This window comes from Vibrio sp. JZG120, assembly GCF_053890955.1.
On the sequence record NZ_JBSRRK010000002.1, the window covers coordinates 311,123 to 327,040 of the forward strand.

Below are 15,918 nucleotides of genomic sequence, written 5' to 3' on the forward strand. Positions count from 1 at the left end.
CTTGGCAAACAAGGGCGCATCCTCTCTACTTCACGACAATTTTTCTTATTCCGTTACTCGGAAGGGGCTTTGTCGTACCTAAAACAATAGAAATGAAAGGTCGTTAATCATGAAAAAGCACATTTTGACTCTACTTCTCCCAACATTGATGGCATCAAACGCAATGGCAGCGCAGCTGTATCAAGCGGAAGATGGGTCAGTTTTAAATATTTACTCTCGTCTTGGTTTCAATGTCACCAGTAAAAATGATGAGCATGGCGATGCAAATGGCGAGTTTGATGGTCGTATTGGTTTAAACGGTTCACAAACCATCAACGAGTACGCGTCGATCATCGGCCAAGCGCAATACCAAGTGGGTGCCGCTGAATACGCAAACCAAGTAAACGACAAACCGTCTCTGACCGCACGTTATGTATGGGCAGGTATTGATGCGAAAGATTATGGTCGCATTACTGGTGGTCGCGTGGCATCTGGATTAATTATGTTTACCGACATTGGTGATGTGTTCGCCTCTTCCGATGTTTCTATGGCGCGCCAAGCGAATAAAGTCGACAAAACCGCGACGCAAGTTTTCCGTCAAGATGGCACGTTGCAATACCAAAACAGCCTAGGTAATTTCGATTTTTCTGTCGCGTACATTTTAGGAAACAACACTTCTGAGCTCGACTACGGTTACAACGCTGCACTGCGTTATACGCTAGACATGGGGAATTTGGGTACCTTGGCACCAGTGGTGGCGATGCAGAAAAATAAAGGTGATGCACGTGAAAGCAACGACACCGATTACACATTCTGGGGCGCAGGTACGCGTTACTACTTAGGTGATTTAATGTTGGGTGCGTTGTACTCGGAAGATGAACTAGAGGGCTATTACTCGCAAACCAGTACCGACAAAGTGATGGAATTGACGGCGGTTTACAGTGTAAATGACAAATGGGCACTGCGTGCTGGTTATCGTTCTTTAGAAAACAGTGAGGGTGACGAGCTAGAGCTGAAAGATACAACGCTAGAAGTGCAATACAAACTGACGCCTCGTTCTTCTATCTACACAAACTACGTTGATCGTAACGGTTCGCGTGGCTACAGCAATGGACAAGAAGTCTCGTTTGGCGGTGCGCACGCAGACGAAAGCTACTACCACTTAGGTCTGCGTTACGAGCTGTAAGCACGATACTTAATGTAAGTTAGCTGAATCCATGAGCTTCTTCTGTGTCCGGTCAGTAGTTATTGCCTTTAATGCTGATTTGAAGAAGCTCACCCTCGCAATATGTTTTCTTCGTTACCTATTTTAACCAACACGCCTGCATCAGGAAAGCTGGTGACAGTAGCTAACAATTTTCCATCGACAAAGTGCAATGCCGCATAATCGTGAATGCCATAACAAGTGATGCTCGGTTGAGAACGAGCAAAGGCTTGGAAAACCTCGAACTTCTCACCTACATGAGAAAAATGCGCCGCAGCCAAACCGTCAATTAATCCAAGACAACGCATAACTTGGTATGCTTCGGGATCACTGTCTGTCACCGCAAACTCAAACCAACAAATTGCACCAGCGCTCATGCCACAAATGATGATGCCTTGTTCATAACACTGCTTGAGTATTCTATCGATTCCCCATTCGCGCCAAATGGCCAACATCGAACGTGTATTACCGCCACCGACGTAAATGATGTCTTGTTCAAATAGCGTTTCTTTCCAACCAGCATCAAACTTAAACAGCGGAAAATGGGTTACGTTTTCACTAAGCTTCGCATTGTAAAAACGTTCAATAACTTCATCAGCGTCTCCTGTGGCTGTCGGTAGAAAACAAATGTTTGGATTCTCCTTACCAGACAAAGACAAAATGTATTGATCGAGCGGACTCGGGTTCTCTCCCATCACCCAGCCACCACCACCAATCGCAATACAGTGTTTTCGCATTCCTTTGCTTCCTCAATTGTTGCTAAGTTTGTTGTCGCTATTCGCCGACAGAATATATGTTCCTAAAGTGATCAATGAACGCTCGCGTTCTTCTTGGTAAGTGCTCACGTTTTGGGTAAAGCAGATAAAGCGGCAAAATCGCATCCGTTTGCCATTCTGGCAGCAAACTCACGAGTTGTTCTTTTTGTGCAGGGTCGAGTTTAGCCAGTGCAAATTCATCTAACATGGCTACACCACAGCCAGTCAAAGTAGCATCCAACATGGACTGGACAAGATTAAAACTCAGCGTACTTTCTAACTCAATGCTGCACTGCTGTTGAGTTTGCTTATGCGTAAACGTCCACTTGTCTAACACCAAGTCACGACTTTTATAAAGGATGTGCTCTAAGTCACCAAGCTCCTCTGGCGTACTTACATTTGGTTTATCAGCTAAATACGAGCGATGAGCGATCGGTTTACAGTGTAAAGCGCGTAACTGATGGCCGACGTATCCCTCAGGAGGAGTATCGATAAAGTAGAATGCGATATCAAACCCAGCTTCAATCAAGTCGAGAGGTGTCTCTGTGAAGATCACTTCGACGCTCACTTGTGGATTCTGCAATCGAAACTCGATCAATGTTTGGCTGAGTAACGCGGCTCCGAAAGAAGCAGACGCCGCTATTCTCAATTTTCCCGATACGATCTCGTTTGCCATGACTTGCTCATTGATCTGCTCAGCGCCTTCGAGCAGTTGCTTTACCTGCTGATAAAACCGCAAACCATCGTAGGTCAAATTAAACTGGCGCGTAGTTCGCTGAATAAGCTGCACCGACAATATCTCTTCAAGCTGTTTAAGTTGCCGACTTACATGCGCATTCGAACAATTCAGGCGCTTTGCCGCGCCAGCAATACTTCGCTCCTCGCACAAAGCGACGTAAAGTGGTACGTAGCTGAGCCATTTTATTTCCATACAGTAATTCTGAATCTCTAAAATCAAACTACTGGAAATAATAGAAAGCATCTAAACTCTGTACAACCTAAATTTGAAAGGATGAGTTATGAGTGTTTTCGACACGTGGTTAAAAGGTCAAGTCATTAAAGATCACATCACAAATCCCAATATCATCGTTGGCGATTACAGCTATTACTCGGGCTTCTATCATCAAAAAAGCTTCGAAGAGCAAGCGGTACGCTACTTGTTGGGTGACCCCGTCACACTTCAAGAATGGCAAAGTAGAGAACCCGATAGCATCGACAAATTAATCATTGGCAAGTTTTGTTCCATCGCTTCTGGAACCACCTTCATGATGGCAGGCAACCAAGGTCATCGCATTGACTGGATTTCGACATTCCCCTTCTCTCCTGAAGAATTTGGAGAAGGCGTACAAGACGGTTTCGAGCGTGCCGGAGATACAGTGGTGGGGAATGATGTTTGGATTGGCAGTGAGGCGATGATCATGCCCGGAGTAAACATCGGCGATGGAGCCGTCATCGGAGCACGCGCCCTAGTGACGAAAGACATCCAACCTTATTCGGTGGTGGTTGGAAACAACCAAGTCGTACGTCAACGATTCAGCGATAAAGAGATTGAAACTCTACTCAATATCCAATGGTGGAACTGGCCAATAGAACACATTAAACAAGCAATGAAAGTAATGTGTAGCAGCCAAGTCGGTGCGCTTACGGACTACTATCAAGAGCACATTGTCGATTTTTAGTTAAACAAAAGCCCACACATCTTGTTTCGACATGTGGGCTCAGTAAGTAAGAAAGCTTAAACCGCAGCGACGTCCTCTTCTTCCAAGTTCGCCGAGACTTGAATTTCGTATTGATTGAAACGGAACGAACAACCGCCATGAGTACGCTTTGTCGTTACTTGCTCGTCGCCAAACTGCACCGTCACACGAGTGAAGACACGCTCTTTGGCTTCGACAATATTTTCTTCTAACGCGACTTCAAAGTCATGTTCCGTTTGTTCTAACTTTTGCTTTATCGCTTCAAGTTGCTCGTTGTTTTGTGTTTTCATCACATCAATCTGAGCTTGTTCTTCGTCGGTACGTTCGGCTTTAGGACGTTTCTTAAATTCGAGCTCTTTACGAATCACATCCATCGTTCCTTCTTGAGTACGTTTGTATCGATCTTTGAGTTCTGCTAACCGCTCCTTAAATGCAGAATATCGCGCGAACGCTTCTACCTTAGTGGCGGTGTCGCCTTCTACGCCCAATTGTAAACACACCACTTTGTCACCGACTTTTGCATCCCCGCCGCTGAGCGTACCGTTCCTACCGTTCGCATCCAGCACCGTCAGATTGCGCCCACAAAGAATATCGTTATTCATGCTGTGCACCGCCAACTCAATATCTTCGCCGGCTTGCAAATCACAATATTGGGCGTAGCTGGCACGAATCGAACCTTTGGCTTTGACGTGACAACTCTTTGGCTGACCATCACTCACGGTGTGGCCAATGATCCCTTTACCGACTTGGATGTCGTCTTGTGCTTGTACGTCAGCCGATTCAATGAAGCCGCCTACAGTAATAGAGCCCGTCGCTTTAACAATCATTCCGGATTCAATGTTGCCACCGATAATCACATTCCCTTTGAATTTCACGTGGCCTGTATTCACGCCAACGCTATTGAGGCAGAGTGCGTTATCAACTTCAATGGTTTTGTCTTTAATCAGAGGCGTACCGGATACCGATGCAATCAATAGGTTTGGGTCGTGCTTGCTTATCTCGGTGCCCTTGCCTGGCTTCATTGGGCTGTCTTTTCCAGCTTGTGGAGGAATCACTCGTCCTTGAACAGTAAAACCAGGTGTGCCTTTGGTCGCAGGCGTGCGGCGCATCACCTCATCGCCTACATCAACCGCGATAGTTTCACCGAGGTTACGTAAATCAATTTTGTCGCTAGCAGATTGGCCGTCTTTGGGTTTGAGGATGCGTTTGGTGATGTCTTTAACGAGAGGAGTAAAAAGAGCGTCTTTGCCTTTGATAGGTTGCTTACCAACCGCTACAGGTTGAGAAAAAGTTTCGCCTGGTTTGAGCTGAGTGCTGACAACCAACACTTTCTTCAAAGCCAGTTTGTTGATGCCTTTCGAAACTCGCGCTTGAGCAAGGGCTTGAACAATCTCGGGGCCACGTAAACCTCGGCCTCCGTACGCGCCGACAACGTTCATACTGGCGAGCATGTCATTATTCGATAATTCAACCTCAACTTGCGCGTTGCGTTTTTCCGCAATGACGATGCCTTCGTAGGCCTCGGCTTTACGTTCTTTGGCGCAGTTAATGAATCTCACGACTTCCCCCTCAACAACAAACATCTTTTCAGCGTTCATTGCGACGAGCTGCTCGTTTAATTCATTTTGATTTAGCTCACCACCGAGGTCCACTTCTCCCGGAAGACGGGCTATCACCTTGGTCTTATCTTCAGATAACTCAAGACACAGCTTCCACATACCCTTACCACTTTGCTTCCCATCAACACTTTCAGTCTACCCAAATCCGTTTTCTGAACAAACCTCGCATTTCTTATTATAAGGCTCACGTCACTAAAGAAAGTAATCCATCAATAACGGTTAAACAGATATTAAGAGAGCATTTCGATTTAACCTAAAGCTCAATCAAAATACACACTGAAATAAAAAGGAGCTGGATTTACAGTGTAAAATCAGCTCCTAATAATTTCATTTACAGTGTAAATCTCACCTTATTGTTTACAGTGTAAATCGTTCCAAATGTGCTTTACTTCGTCCCTTAGCTGCTGCTCAACTTGCTTTCTTCCAGGTAGCCCAAATTGCTGAGCACATTCAGTCCAACTACGGTTAAGAAAAAGCTTACTGATCATCAAGTCGGAAGCGGAGTTCAAACCTAAGTTAAGTAACCACTGCTGAAGCCAAGCAGACACGGACTCATAACTGTTACCACCATCAGCATAGCATTCAATTAGTAATAACTTAGCGGGATGAAGTGGACTCATTCCCAAAGGTTGCGGTAATAGAGCTCGAAAAATTGAGGCTTCTAATTTTGGATAGACGTCAGCCACATTGTTAGACAACATTTCTTCAAATAGCGCCTGAGATTCATCGACCCAAGCCGTCTGTTTGGAATCACAAGCTTTGACCATCAAGACTGAATAACAACCGCTAGCAGCATCGCGCATTGATCCTAAGCGAATTGTACGGAAGTTCGATTGTCGCCAAAAATGGACCAATTCTTCAGTCGCACCGAAACTCGTGGATAAGTAAGCAATGTGTTTAGCAGCCATTTGCTCAAGTTTCTGCAGCATTTTTTGACCAATGCCTTTTCCTTGCAATGCTGGATGAACAGCAATTCTCATGACTCGCTGCGTCGATAACTTCGCGACATTCGGAAATCCTAGGTGGTTTGCAATCGTAACTGGGGCTAAGTGTCCTTTAGGACGACGCTTACCAAGCTGGATTCCTTCAACCAATTCATCGTCAAGCCCACCCTCTTCGACCGCTAATATTACCCCCACAACCATATTGTCTTGTTTAGCAAAATAGAGATGACTATTGTCATCCTGCAAAAGGTGAATTAAATCATTCGGCGAGGTCTGATAATGAGCATTAACCAAAAGAGCAAAGCACTCGCGCAGCAAACTAGGCTGCGATATCAAATCGTCCTTATCGGCTTTAGAAAGGGAAATTGAGTCGACCTGGTTAAGTTGATGGTGCGTTAACTCCGCATCCAACAAAAACGCGTCATAGAGCCATGATTCGAGCGCATCATTCATGCTCCAGCGGATGGGCTGTGTCATGTGCCATGTTTTCATTCCCGAACGCTGTTTCTGAAGCCAATCAACAAATTTAATCGTAAAGCCCCGGCCACAACCTTCATAACCGTGAATAGTCGTAGAAAAAACGAGTCGATGATAATGTTCGGTAATGCTTTTAAGCATAGGAACTGGAATTGCAGCCGCTTCATCGACAAGTAACAAATCACATTCAGGTCGGCTCGATAGAAGTTCGTCAGGAGCAATGAATTGAATGGCTCCCTGCCCTGATTCTAATCTGTCCTTCCTAATACGCTGCGCATTAGGAAGTAACCGCAAAGCATGTTGGTAAACAGGCTCAACAGCTTTTATAGATGGTGCCGTGATTAAGATTCTAAGTGGCTTCTGCTGTAATAAGTTCGCACACGCAATACCAAGTGCGCTTGTTTTTCCACGCCCACGATCAGCGGTCAAAATTAATGGTCGCTTTCGATGTCCTGTCACCACCTTTTCAATTAGAGAAATGGCATGTTCTTGTTCCGTGTAGTGGCTTTCTTTTTCTGCTTGCTTGATGTCTGGAGCCGTTGGCAATGGTTTGTCTTGCTCAATAACAACGAGCTTCTCCCATTGTTTGTGCATCCATTGCTGAGCAAAATTCGTAGGTTGTCGCGACTCAGTAATGATAATAAGAAGACCACCGCCAACCAATGAGCCAAGCGCGGCGGTAAAGCTATTTGCGTCAAAACCATTTCGAGCATCAAACAATAGAACGTCACACTCTCTGCCTAACAACATGTGCCCTTGTTTAGGCGAAACACTGTATGCGTTTTCCAAACCAAAATCGCCGACACAAAACCAACGTTGATACATCTGTGTTTTATGGAACTCTGACACCAATGCATCTTGCCAAGAAGACTCGCCTTGAATGACGATGCCGAATCTTTGGAAAGATTGGTGAGCTTGTTGTTGAAGTGATGAAAGGAAATCAGATTGTGTCTGCATTTTGTCTATCCAACGTTGAACTGACGCAATGGTATCACATCTTTAATTTGACGCTTCTCAGATATAAAAAAACCGCCCGGAGGCGGTTGATTCAATCATCTTTTGTTATTGCAGCTTGTTTTGCACAAAGGCAAGAATCTCTTCCATCAAGCTGTCGTCAACTTTCTTCAAGTTCAACGCCAGACTGCTACCTTTTCGGCTATAGCTTGCTCGACCTTTTACTAAGTCGACTTTTTCGGTCTTCTTGCCAGGTTTTGCTGGTGCAAGCTCAGCAATCCAGTTTTCGATGCTTTCCGTGACTTCTTTTGTCAGACGAGCAACGCCTTGAGCTGTGCTTCGCTGCCATAAAAAGCCTTCGCTAGAGCGACACTTATCTAACAGCTCTTGCTGTTGCTCTGGCGTCAACGTTGAAAACTGTTTGTGCAGTTTCACGATAGTTGGACGACCAAGATCGCCGACATTGGGATACGCTTGAAGCAGTTCTAACGGTAATGCCGCCGCTTTTAAAGCGCCACTTACTAACGCTTCACTGCACTGGAACATTTTCGCCAATGCTTTCTGATCTTCAGCTTCACCACTATCTAGTTTAGCCTGCATCTCTTTACCTTTTTCGTACAAAGAGAGCGGCTTGTGAGCATTTGCCACATCAGACAAAAACTTTGCATGGTCAGTATTGATGTTGTCAGCAACATAAACCAAAAAATCTTGCTCCGCGAGGATACAAGACATGCGACGACGGCTACCATCTAAAACTTCAATCTTGCCATCTTTAGTTCTACGACCCACCGCTGGATATTGTTGGCCACGCTCTTTGAGTGTGACTAAAACATCAGATAAAGCATGTTCGTTTAAGAACGATTGCTCACGAGCGTTATCAACAAACACCGTTGTTTCTGTCGCGACTTTCTCTGCAGGAATACGAACAAGTTCAAACTGAACAATGTTTTCACCTGCGACAGCTAGCTCAATCGTTTGAGCTTTTTCTTTTGCCGCGGTTTGCGCCTCTTGTGGAGTCACAACACGACGTTTATTCGTTTTGCCAAATAATTTCGCGTTTAATTCAGACGTTTTCAAAGCCATTTACTTATTACCCCTGATTCAATGACGGCCAATTAGAATGCAGCACACGCTCTAATTCCAGTGCGCTTTTATGAACAGCATCTTGTGCGGTGGCTAGCGTCTTCTTACCGCCTTCAAAATCGCTTACTGTCAGATCAAATACTGTGCTGTAGGTATCGGCACAGGTTTCAAACGCACGGCTACGAGGGATAGTAGCCATCATAACTTGGTCACCTAGAAGATAGTTCATTTCAGTTAAAACAGAAACTTGCTTCTTATTGTCGTCCTCAAACATGGTTGGCATCAAGCGAACAAACTCAAGACCATTCCAGTCTTCCGGAAACATTTCATATACCGTAGGCAAATGCTGGAAGAAGTTTACTGTTGAAGCCCAGTCCAGACGCTTAGCCGCACAAGGGATTAACAACGCATTTGATGCATACATCGCATTCCATACTAGTGGGTCAACGTGTGGGCCGGTATCAATCATGATGATATCGAAGTCATCAGCAATTTTATCAATCAGTTGCTCTTTTAGCAGACGAACGATATCGAGTGATGGGTCTTCAGATAGCGTTTGCCATGCTTCAGCATTAAACATTGCGTCTTCTGGAAACGCTGAAATCGACTTTAAGTTCGGGTATTGCGTTGGCAGCAATACGTTTTTACGCAAAAATTCACTGTCAATTTCTACACCATCAGGCACGTTACCCAACATAATGTCTACAGCAGAATAGATATTGTCATGCTCTGCCATGCTGATTTGTGGGTTGAGGAATAAACGTAGCGAGCCTTGTGGGTCTAAGTCGATTAAACAAATACGGTAGCGTTTATCCAAATTTAGCGCTAAACATGCCGCTAAATGAACCGCGGTCATTGATTTACCAGTACCGCCCTTTTGGTTCTGCACATTAATAATCCAAGGTTTGTTACCTGAATTCTTTTTACGCTCATGAAATTTAGGCACTTCAGCCGCATCCATAAGCATATGTGCTTCTTCTAACGTAATTGAATAATGATTCGCGTTGTTTTTGGTAAATTGATGCCCAGCGGCTTCCATTTTACCAATCGCGTCATCGAGCTTACGGCGAGTTAAACCTGAACGGGTTTCCATCATCGCCTTAGACATTGGTGGGAAGTAGTTATCGCTTCGCTCTTCTAAAACAATTTCAATACGGTCAGCTTGAACCTGCTGAGTCAGCTCCGCCAACTCAAGAAGGTTTTCAATCGTTTTTTCTCTTTTCATGCCAAATTCCGTTGGAAGGATTTATGCTTGCAATTGTACAGCAGTAAAGACCAAAAACAACAAAAAGGTGCACGAACATTTTGAATAACCATCACATAAAAAAACACTCAAATCGACGCTTTTATGATTTATGGTAAAAAACATAACTATTTTTAATTAAATAATCTTCGAATAAATGGACACCTTAAACTTAAAAATAAAAGTGTTACAGCGTCACTCATTTACAATGTAAATCAATTTTCTACCGGAACGATTATATTCTTAAGCTAAATTACGGATTATGTTAGGCCAACCTAATTTAAACAAAAAATAGAAAGCAATCTTTCAACATGAACGCTAATAACAACCTTGATCATGTATCCGAGCCAAAAAGGGCTGTTCAAGTGATGCTCCTATGGAAGTATGATCAAGGTATGCTTATGATCATGCTTCCATGATAAAACACAAATACGAAAGCATGATCATGGAAAAATAGAGTAGACGAGGGTGTAAACACGCGGATTAAATAAGATCCATCAATCGGAAATATGATCAAGCTATAGAATCTCTCGGAAGCATGAGTTTTTGTCTCTAATTTACGGTTGAATGCAGTCAGAATGGGGGATGGAGAAGAAATTAGTGGATAGAGAAGCCGGAACAATGAAATTGTTCAAGTTACTATGATAAATCTTACTCTCATGATCATGCTTCCTAAGAATAGCCCGAAACTAGGTTTTACTGCGGAATAAGAGCTACTTGGATGTATTTTCATCACATGAGTAATTTATCATCAATATTGTCTCCAGAACGATAGCTATCTCAGCTCTTGATCATCGATCCGAGTATCAATAACATCGACAATGCTCAATAAAATCCTCATTAAGATCATTATTAAACACAGCATCTGTGGATAACCTGTAAAAACATCATGATCATCGTTTCAAGACTCTTTTGATCATCTTTTCATAAACTTAATGATCATGCTTACGAGTAAATATGATCATGCTTTCAGGCTATTGTTGATCATAGTTTCAGAATTAACATGATCATAGTTCCGATATACATAAAAATAATCACTTTATAGAACATGTACTTAGCGGCAAAACGATAACCAGATCATTAGATCATATAATCAATTAAGATCAGATTAATCAAAAAGATCAGTTATTTAAAAAACAATCTTTTTTCTTTATTTATGATCTGTTTTTCTTTATTCTTCGGAACCATAGCACAACTACGGCTAGTGTGATCTGGATCTAAAATGACGGCTGATGAAAAAATTCTGATTAAAGCACCTAGAAGCCATAAGGATGGCCATCTTTTTGAGGTACATGAATCCTCTGCAGATTGGGTAGAGCAGTACCAACATTTCAAAGGGGTGACCAAAAGCATCTTAGAGTTGCTTAATCTGATCTCATTGCGAGGTTTCAGCAGCAAAGATGGATTGGTTTCAACCACAGAGATTGTGGAAGCGACGGACGGACAACTCACTCGTGCAGCTCTGCAACAACGCTTACGTGCAGCAGTAAACATTGGTTTGTTTACTCAAACTCCAGTGCGGTTTGAAGAAGGACTTGCTGGTAAGACGATGTTACATAAGTTTGTTAATCCTAATCAGCTTATTTCAGTGTTGGGTGCAACAAGTCTTGTTACAGACAAAGTACGCCAAAACGAAAAGCAAAAACGTTCAAAAGCATTGGCTCAAACCCAAGTCAACAAGCGTTTGTTGAATGAACATGGGTTGAATACCCCTCCAACGATGAAAGATGAAGCAGATCAATTTGTCGTGTCTCCAACGAATTGGGCTGGGATCATTGACCAAGCACTTGCACCACCAAGAACTCGAAAAAGTTATCAGAAATCCATGGTGTCGATCTCTGGTACCAAAGCGGTTATTGAAACGCGATCATCCAAAAATATCATGACTGTGGATGATCTGATGACCTTGTTTGCTCTGTTCACGTTGACCGTGCAATACCATGATCATCACAAAGATCAGTATCAACTCGACGCAGCACACGTGCCGAACAAGACGCCGTTATACATTACTGATATTTTGTCGCTTCGAGGCAAAAAAGACAGTGGTCCAGCACGTGATTCTATTCGCGACAGCATTGATCGTATTGAGTTTACCGATTTCCAGCTGCATGAACTTACTGGTCGTTGGCTAAGTGAAAACATGCCAGAAGGATTCAAAAGTGATCGTTTTCGTTTTCTTGCTCGAACCATCACTGCGTCTGAAGAAGCGCCTGTAGAGGGAAGCGATGGTGAAATTCGTATCAAGCCAAACTTGTACATTTTGGTTTGGGAGCCTTCGTTTTATGAAGAACTATTAACGCGTGATTATTTCTTCTTGTTCCCACCAGAGATCTTGAAGCAACATACTTTGGTATTCCAACTGTATTCTTTCTTCCGTAGCCGCATGGTGCGTCGTCATACTGACTGCATGCTGCTGAGTGAATTAAACCAGAAGCTGGCACGCAACATCGAATGGCGACGATTCTCGATGGATTTGATCCGAGAGCTGAAGCGTTTATCGGATGGTAAGGGAACGGATGAGCTGTTTGTCGTGAATTTGTGGGGTTATCACCTGACGATCGAAACTATGATCGAGAATGACAAAGTGATGGACTACCAGATCGATATTAAATGCGATGTGGAAGAAGTCTTACGTTATTCACGTGCGCGAACAACCAACGCAGGAAAGCGTAACATGGCGCCTACGCTGCCAAACCCACTTCGTAATGAGATGGTTACCCGACAACAGCTTGAAGAGCTCTCAGGCATCATAGACGGCGAATTTGAGCCTATCCAACGCAAAGCGCCATCTCCAAGAGGGAATTTAGGCCGCCGCGTGAAGCAAAGAAAACACCTGGTAGAGATCAATGCAGACGAGATCACCATTACTTTATCTAAATATACCTCACCAGAGGCTCTAGAACGCAGTATAACGGCTTTATCTGCGATGACAGGGCACTCGTATGCCTCAATCAAAGAAGAGTGCTCTGATTACATAGAGAAGCTTGATTGGCTAAGGGTAGGGGATGAGCCAATTCCTTATGAGACATTAAGCAAAACCGTCGAGCTGTTTAACACTCAAAATGATATTAAGCATCTTACCATTGAGCGCTTGATTGCTGGATTAGCGGTACGTCGGAAGGTGTGCCGTCAAATCTTCGATGGCCACATGGATGAAATGGTATTCCGCGCTCTGGATGAAATGGCGATTTAAAAGCGTTGCTTGATGTGTATCAAGCAATAGGCGTGGCGTATTGATTTGAAATGTAACAATGTCTTTCGATGATAAAAAACAGACTTAACTCTAACAAATCACTGACATTAGGAGCCAAGCCTGAGACTACTATTTATCACGAATAGACAACCTTTTGTCCTTTCTGATGATTAATAGATTGGCTCATATTGTTACATTCATTCTGAATAGACTTCGCGAGTTTCTCCTCAGGAAACTCGCTTTTTTTTTTTACCTCAAATTCCTCAAAGTAAGCCTTGATCATCTTTCCGAATTAATGAGATAAACCTTGATCATGCTTCTTGTCTTCATTCCAATGTAAAGAACGCATCAAAGCAACATGCGACTCGATCAAGTTATGTGCTTGTTGTTGCCACTCATTTTGATCGCATTGCTGATTACAAAACTCTAACGCTAAAACGGTAAGGTGCTGAAGTCGCTTTAAACACCAATCTTTGATCAGAATATCGGTCGATACCTGACATGCCGCTTGCTCAAGCTTTGCGCTCGTGTAAAGCAAGGTTTGATACGCTTTTTGAGGATCTTGGTACCTAGCATGTTGAAACACACGTAAACAACCGTCTAGCCAGCAAGCAATCGCTTTGCTTTGAACTTCGTTTAGTTCTGGGCCAAACACGCCGTCGGGCGCTTGATATAAGATCGTTTCCAGTTTTTCAACTTGATCATGCTTCCGATGTTCATACCACATGGCGATCTGATCTTGCCAAGTCCTCAATTCCATTACGCAGCCTCAGTCAATTGTTTTACATAGTGATTGGGTCCTATTTGATCAAATTCGTCGACAATGATGCTGCTACGACTACGAATTTCATCGGCATCTATCGAATAGTTTGGCTCACTTTTCACTAAGTTACCAAAAGGAAGATCTGGATCTGGAACGGCTGAAATCAATAGTTTGGTGTACGGGTGCTGCGGATTCTTCAGTATTGAGTGTGTATCACCCCATTCAACGATTTGCCCTTTGTACATCACAGCTGTTTCTTCCGCGATGTAGTGTGCGGTCGCCAAATCATGAGTAATGTACAAAAAGCCGATTCCTAGCTCTTGCTTCATGCGCTGCATTAGATTTAGTACCCCGAGGCGAATGGAGACATCCAGCATCGATGTTGGCTCATCCGCAAGAATGATTTGCGAACCGACGGCGAGAGCACGTGCTAAGTTTACTCGCTGACGTTGTCCACCACTCAGCTCGTGAGGAAACTTATTTAATGTCTCTTCAGGTAGTTCCACCAGCTTTAAAAGCGCTTCCAAGCGGGCAGGAATGTCACGCTCGCTTTTGATTTGCTTATGAATCTTTAAAGGGCGTGTTAGATGATGGCGAATGGTATGAGTTGGATTGAGTGAGCCAAACGGATCTTGAAACACCATTTGTACTTTACTGCGATACTCTTGGAGCGCTGAGCGTGACGTAATCTCATTGATATTAGTGCCATTGAAAAGGATCTCGCCTTCTGTTGCCGGATAGACTTTAGTGATCAAGCGAGCACACGTACTTTTACCGCAGCCTGATTCTCCAACTAAAGCCAGCGTTTTTCCTGCATACAGATCAAAGCTCACGCCTTGGAGCGCACGGAAGGTTTCCTCTTTCGCTAAACCACCGCCTACTCTGAATTCTTTAATCACGTTTTTCATTTGGATGATAGGCTGATTCATGATTGCGCTCCTAGTCGTTCTGGTTGTTTGTGGACGTCGTGGATGTTTGGAAAAGAAGCCCATAGCTTTTGTGTGTAGGGATGTTGAGGATTATTGCGAATTTCGTATGCCTGATTGACTTCGACGATTTCTCCATGCCGCATGATGGCAATTCGATCACACAATTGGCTCATCAGCGCCAAGTCGTGCGTAATAAAGAGTACTGAGAAGCCAAATTCATCTCTAAGCTGATAGATTTGCTGTAAAATCTCCCTTTGTACCACCACATCTAAAGCGGTTGTGGGCTCATCCATAATGATCAGCTTAGGGTTCAAAGACAAAGCAATAGCAATCACTAAGCGCTGACGCATTCCACCTGAAAATTGGTGAGGGTATTCCGTTAACCGTTCTCGTGGAATATTGACCAAGTCCAATAGTTTTTCTGCTCGATCTTTCGCTTGAGCGTTGGTGAGTCCTTGGTGATGACGCAATACATCTGCGAATTGCTCTTGGAGCGTTAAGACAGGGTTGAGTGAGTTCATCGCGCTTTGAAACACCATGGCGATTTCACTCCACCTCAGAGCGGTTAGCTCAGAATCTGAGAGGTTAAGAATGTCTTTGCCATCAAATAATATTTTACCGCCAGAAATGAACGCTGGCGGCTTATGGAGACGATTGAGCGAGAATGCGATCGTGCTTTTGCCACATCCCGATTCACCAGCAAGTCCAAATACTTCTCCTTTGCCGATATCGAAGCTGACGGATTTTACCGCATTGAAATCACCATGATCGGTGATGTAATCGACGCATAAATCTCGGATCTGGATGACCGGATTATTGTGGTATGCATGATTTAAGTTAATACCATCCATATAAACACCTTACTAATGTAAAAGATAATTATTATCATTATCAGGTGTGGTGGTTTTTAGAAAGTGGCAAGCGGTGAATCAGTGAAGTGACTCGAAAGTTAGGCGAAATAAAAAGTGGTATCCGGCGTTGTTAATGAAGTCAAGGAAGACGAGAATTGAGAGCTGGATCAGCACACTTTTCTTAGGGGGAATTATTCAAATCTAATCGTAAATTTGCCCCTTGGCAA

General features: G+C 43.6%; 12 protein-coding genes. 3 read left to right on the forward strand and 9 right to left on the reverse strand.

Annotated elements, in window-relative coordinates:
* The first annotated feature begins 109 nt into the window (after window positions 1-109).
* A complete protein-coding gene (locus ACWPOD_RS07205) occupies window positions 110-1,165 on the forward strand; it encodes a porin (protein ID WP_015313726.1) in 1,056 nt (351 codons plus the stop codon).
* 89 nt (window positions 1,166-1,254) lie between these two features.
* On the opposite strand, the gene ACWPOD_RS07210 is transcribed toward ACWPOD_RS07205, so the two are convergent.
* Window positions 1,255-1,920: a Type 1 glutamine amidotransferase-like domain-containing protein gene (locus ACWPOD_RS07210; RefSeq protein WP_456231726.1), complete on the reverse strand. Its 666-nt coding sequence runs from the start codon at window positions 1,918-1,920 to the stop codon at window positions 1,255-1,257.
* A 37-nt stretch (window positions 1,921-1,957) separates the two neighbouring features.
* Complete coding sequence (locus tag ACWPOD_RS07215) at window positions 1,958-2,869, reverse strand: LysR family transcriptional regulator (RefSeq protein ID WP_167427846.1); 912 nt, start codon at window positions 2,867-2,869, stop codon at window positions 1,958-1,960.
* Between the two features lie 88 nt (window positions 2,870-2,957).
* Between ACWPOD_RS07215 and catC the strand changes: the two genes are divergently transcribed.
* Window positions 2,958-3,617 (forward strand): type C chloramphenicol O-acetyltransferase, encoded by a 660-nt coding sequence (catC, locus tag ACWPOD_RS07220; RefSeq protein WP_167427847.1) that lies wholly within the window; start codon window positions 2,958-2,960, stop codon window positions 3,615-3,617.
* A 56-nt stretch (window positions 3,618-3,673) separates the two neighbouring features.
* On the opposite strand, the gene ACWPOD_RS07225 is transcribed toward catC, so the two are convergent.
* From ACWPOD_RS07225 to ACWPOD_RS07240, 4 genes are all read right to left on the reverse strand, one after another.
* On the reverse strand, window positions 3,674-5,353 hold the full coding sequence (locus tag ACWPOD_RS07225; protein ID WP_167427848.1) for a DUF342 domain-containing protein: 1,680 nt from the start codon (window positions 5,351-5,353) through the stop codon (window positions 3,674-3,676).
* Window positions 5,354-5,604: 251 nt separating this feature from the next.
* Window positions 5,605-7,632 carry a tRNA(Met) cytidine acetyltransferase TmcA gene (locus tag ACWPOD_RS07230; RefSeq protein WP_456231727.1) on the reverse strand — a complete coding sequence of 676 codons (2,028 nt, stop codon included), beginning with the start codon at window positions 7,630-7,632 and terminating at the stop codon, window positions 5,605-5,607.
* 105 nt (window positions 7,633-7,737) lie between these two features.
* Window positions 7,738-8,712, reverse strand: a complete 975-nt coding sequence (locus ACWPOD_RS07235) for a ParB/RepB/Spo0J family partition protein (protein ID WP_006740903.1) — start codon at window positions 8,710-8,712, stop codon at window positions 7,738-7,740.
* Between the two features lie 7 nt (window positions 8,713-8,719).
* Complete coding sequence (locus tag ACWPOD_RS07240) at window positions 8,720-9,937, reverse strand: AAA family ATPase (RefSeq protein WP_005374503.1); 1,218 nt, start codon at window positions 9,935-9,937, stop codon at window positions 8,720-8,722.
* 1,240 nt (window positions 9,938-11,177) lie between these two features.
* On the opposite strand from ACWPOD_RS07240, the gene ACWPOD_RS07245 reads away from it, so the two are divergent.
* Window positions 11,178-13,148 (forward strand): replication initiator protein RctB domain-containing protein, encoded by a 1,971-nt coding sequence (locus ACWPOD_RS07245; protein WP_005392102.1) that lies wholly within the window; start codon window positions 11,178-11,180, stop codon window positions 13,146-13,148.
* Between the two features lie 292 nt (window positions 13,149-13,440).
* Here the strand turns inward: ACWPOD_RS07245 and ACWPOD_RS07250 are convergent, their stop codons facing one another.
* The 3 genes from ACWPOD_RS07250 to ACWPOD_RS07260 are packed head-to-tail and all read right to left on the reverse strand — an operon-like array spanning window position 13,441 to window position 15,691.
* Window positions 13,441-13,908 carry a transcriptional regulator gene (locus tag ACWPOD_RS07250; protein WP_139059707.1) on the reverse strand — a complete coding sequence of 156 codons (468 nt, stop codon included), beginning with the start codon at window positions 13,906-13,908 and terminating at the stop codon, window positions 13,441-13,443.
* Window positions 13,908-14,840 carry an ATP-binding cassette domain-containing protein gene (locus ACWPOD_RS07255; RefSeq protein WP_395197149.1) on the reverse strand — a complete coding sequence of 311 codons (933 nt, stop codon included), beginning with the start codon at window positions 14,838-14,840 and terminating at the stop codon, window positions 13,908-13,910. Before ACWPOD_RS07255 ends, ACWPOD_RS07250 begins: the two co-directional genes overlap by 1 nt.
* On the reverse strand, window positions 14,837-15,691 hold the full coding sequence (locus ACWPOD_RS07260; protein WP_456231728.1) for an ABC transporter ATP-binding protein: 855 nt from the start codon (window positions 15,689-15,691) through the stop codon (window positions 14,837-14,839). Before ACWPOD_RS07260 ends, ACWPOD_RS07255 begins: the two co-directional genes overlap by 4 nt.
* Window positions 15,692-15,918: the final 227 nt, after the last annotated feature.

Coding starts and splice junctions, on each gene's coding strand:
- ACWPOD_RS07205 (WP_015313726.1), top strand. CDS start 110: ATGAAAAAGCACATTTTGACTCTACTTCTCCCAACATTGATGGCATCA.
- ACWPOD_RS07210 (WP_456231726.1), bottom strand. CDS start 1,920: ATGCGAAAACACTGTATTGCGATTGGTGGTGGTGGCTGGGTGATGGGA.
- ACWPOD_RS07215 (WP_167427846.1), bottom strand. CDS start 2,869: ATGGAAATAAAATGGCTCAGCTACGTACCACTTTACGTCGCTTTGTGC.
- catC (WP_167427847.1), top strand. CDS start 2,958: ATGAGTGTTTTCGACACGTGGTTAAAAGGTCAAGTCATTAAAGATCAC.
- ACWPOD_RS07225 (WP_167427848.1), bottom strand. CDS start 5,353: ATGTGGAAGCTGTGTCTTGAGTTATCTGAAGATAAGACCAAGGTGATA.
- ACWPOD_RS07230 (WP_456231727.1), bottom strand. CDS start 7,632: ATGCAGACACAATCTGATTTCCTTTCATCACTTCAACAACAAGCTCAC.
- ACWPOD_RS07235 (WP_006740903.1), bottom strand. CDS start 8,712: ATGGCTTTGAAAACGTCTGAATTAAACGCGAAATTATTTGGCAAAACG.
- ACWPOD_RS07240 (WP_005374503.1), bottom strand. CDS start 9,937: ATGAAAAGAGAAAAAACGATTGAAAACCTTCTTGAGTTGGCGGAGCTG.
- ACWPOD_RS07245 (WP_005392102.1), top strand. CDS start 11,178: ATGACGGCTGATGAAAAAATTCTGATTAAAGCACCTAGAAGCCATAAG.
- ACWPOD_RS07250 (WP_139059707.1), bottom strand. CDS start 13,908: ATGGAATTGAGGACTTGGCAAGATCAGATCGCCATGTGGTATGAACAT.
- ACWPOD_RS07255 (WP_395197149.1), bottom strand. CDS start 14,840: ATGAATCAGCCTATCATCCAAATGAAAAACGTGATTAAAGAATTCAGA.
- ACWPOD_RS07260 (WP_456231728.1), bottom strand. CDS start 15,691: ATGGATGGTATTAACTTAAATCATGCATACCACAATAATCCGGTCATC.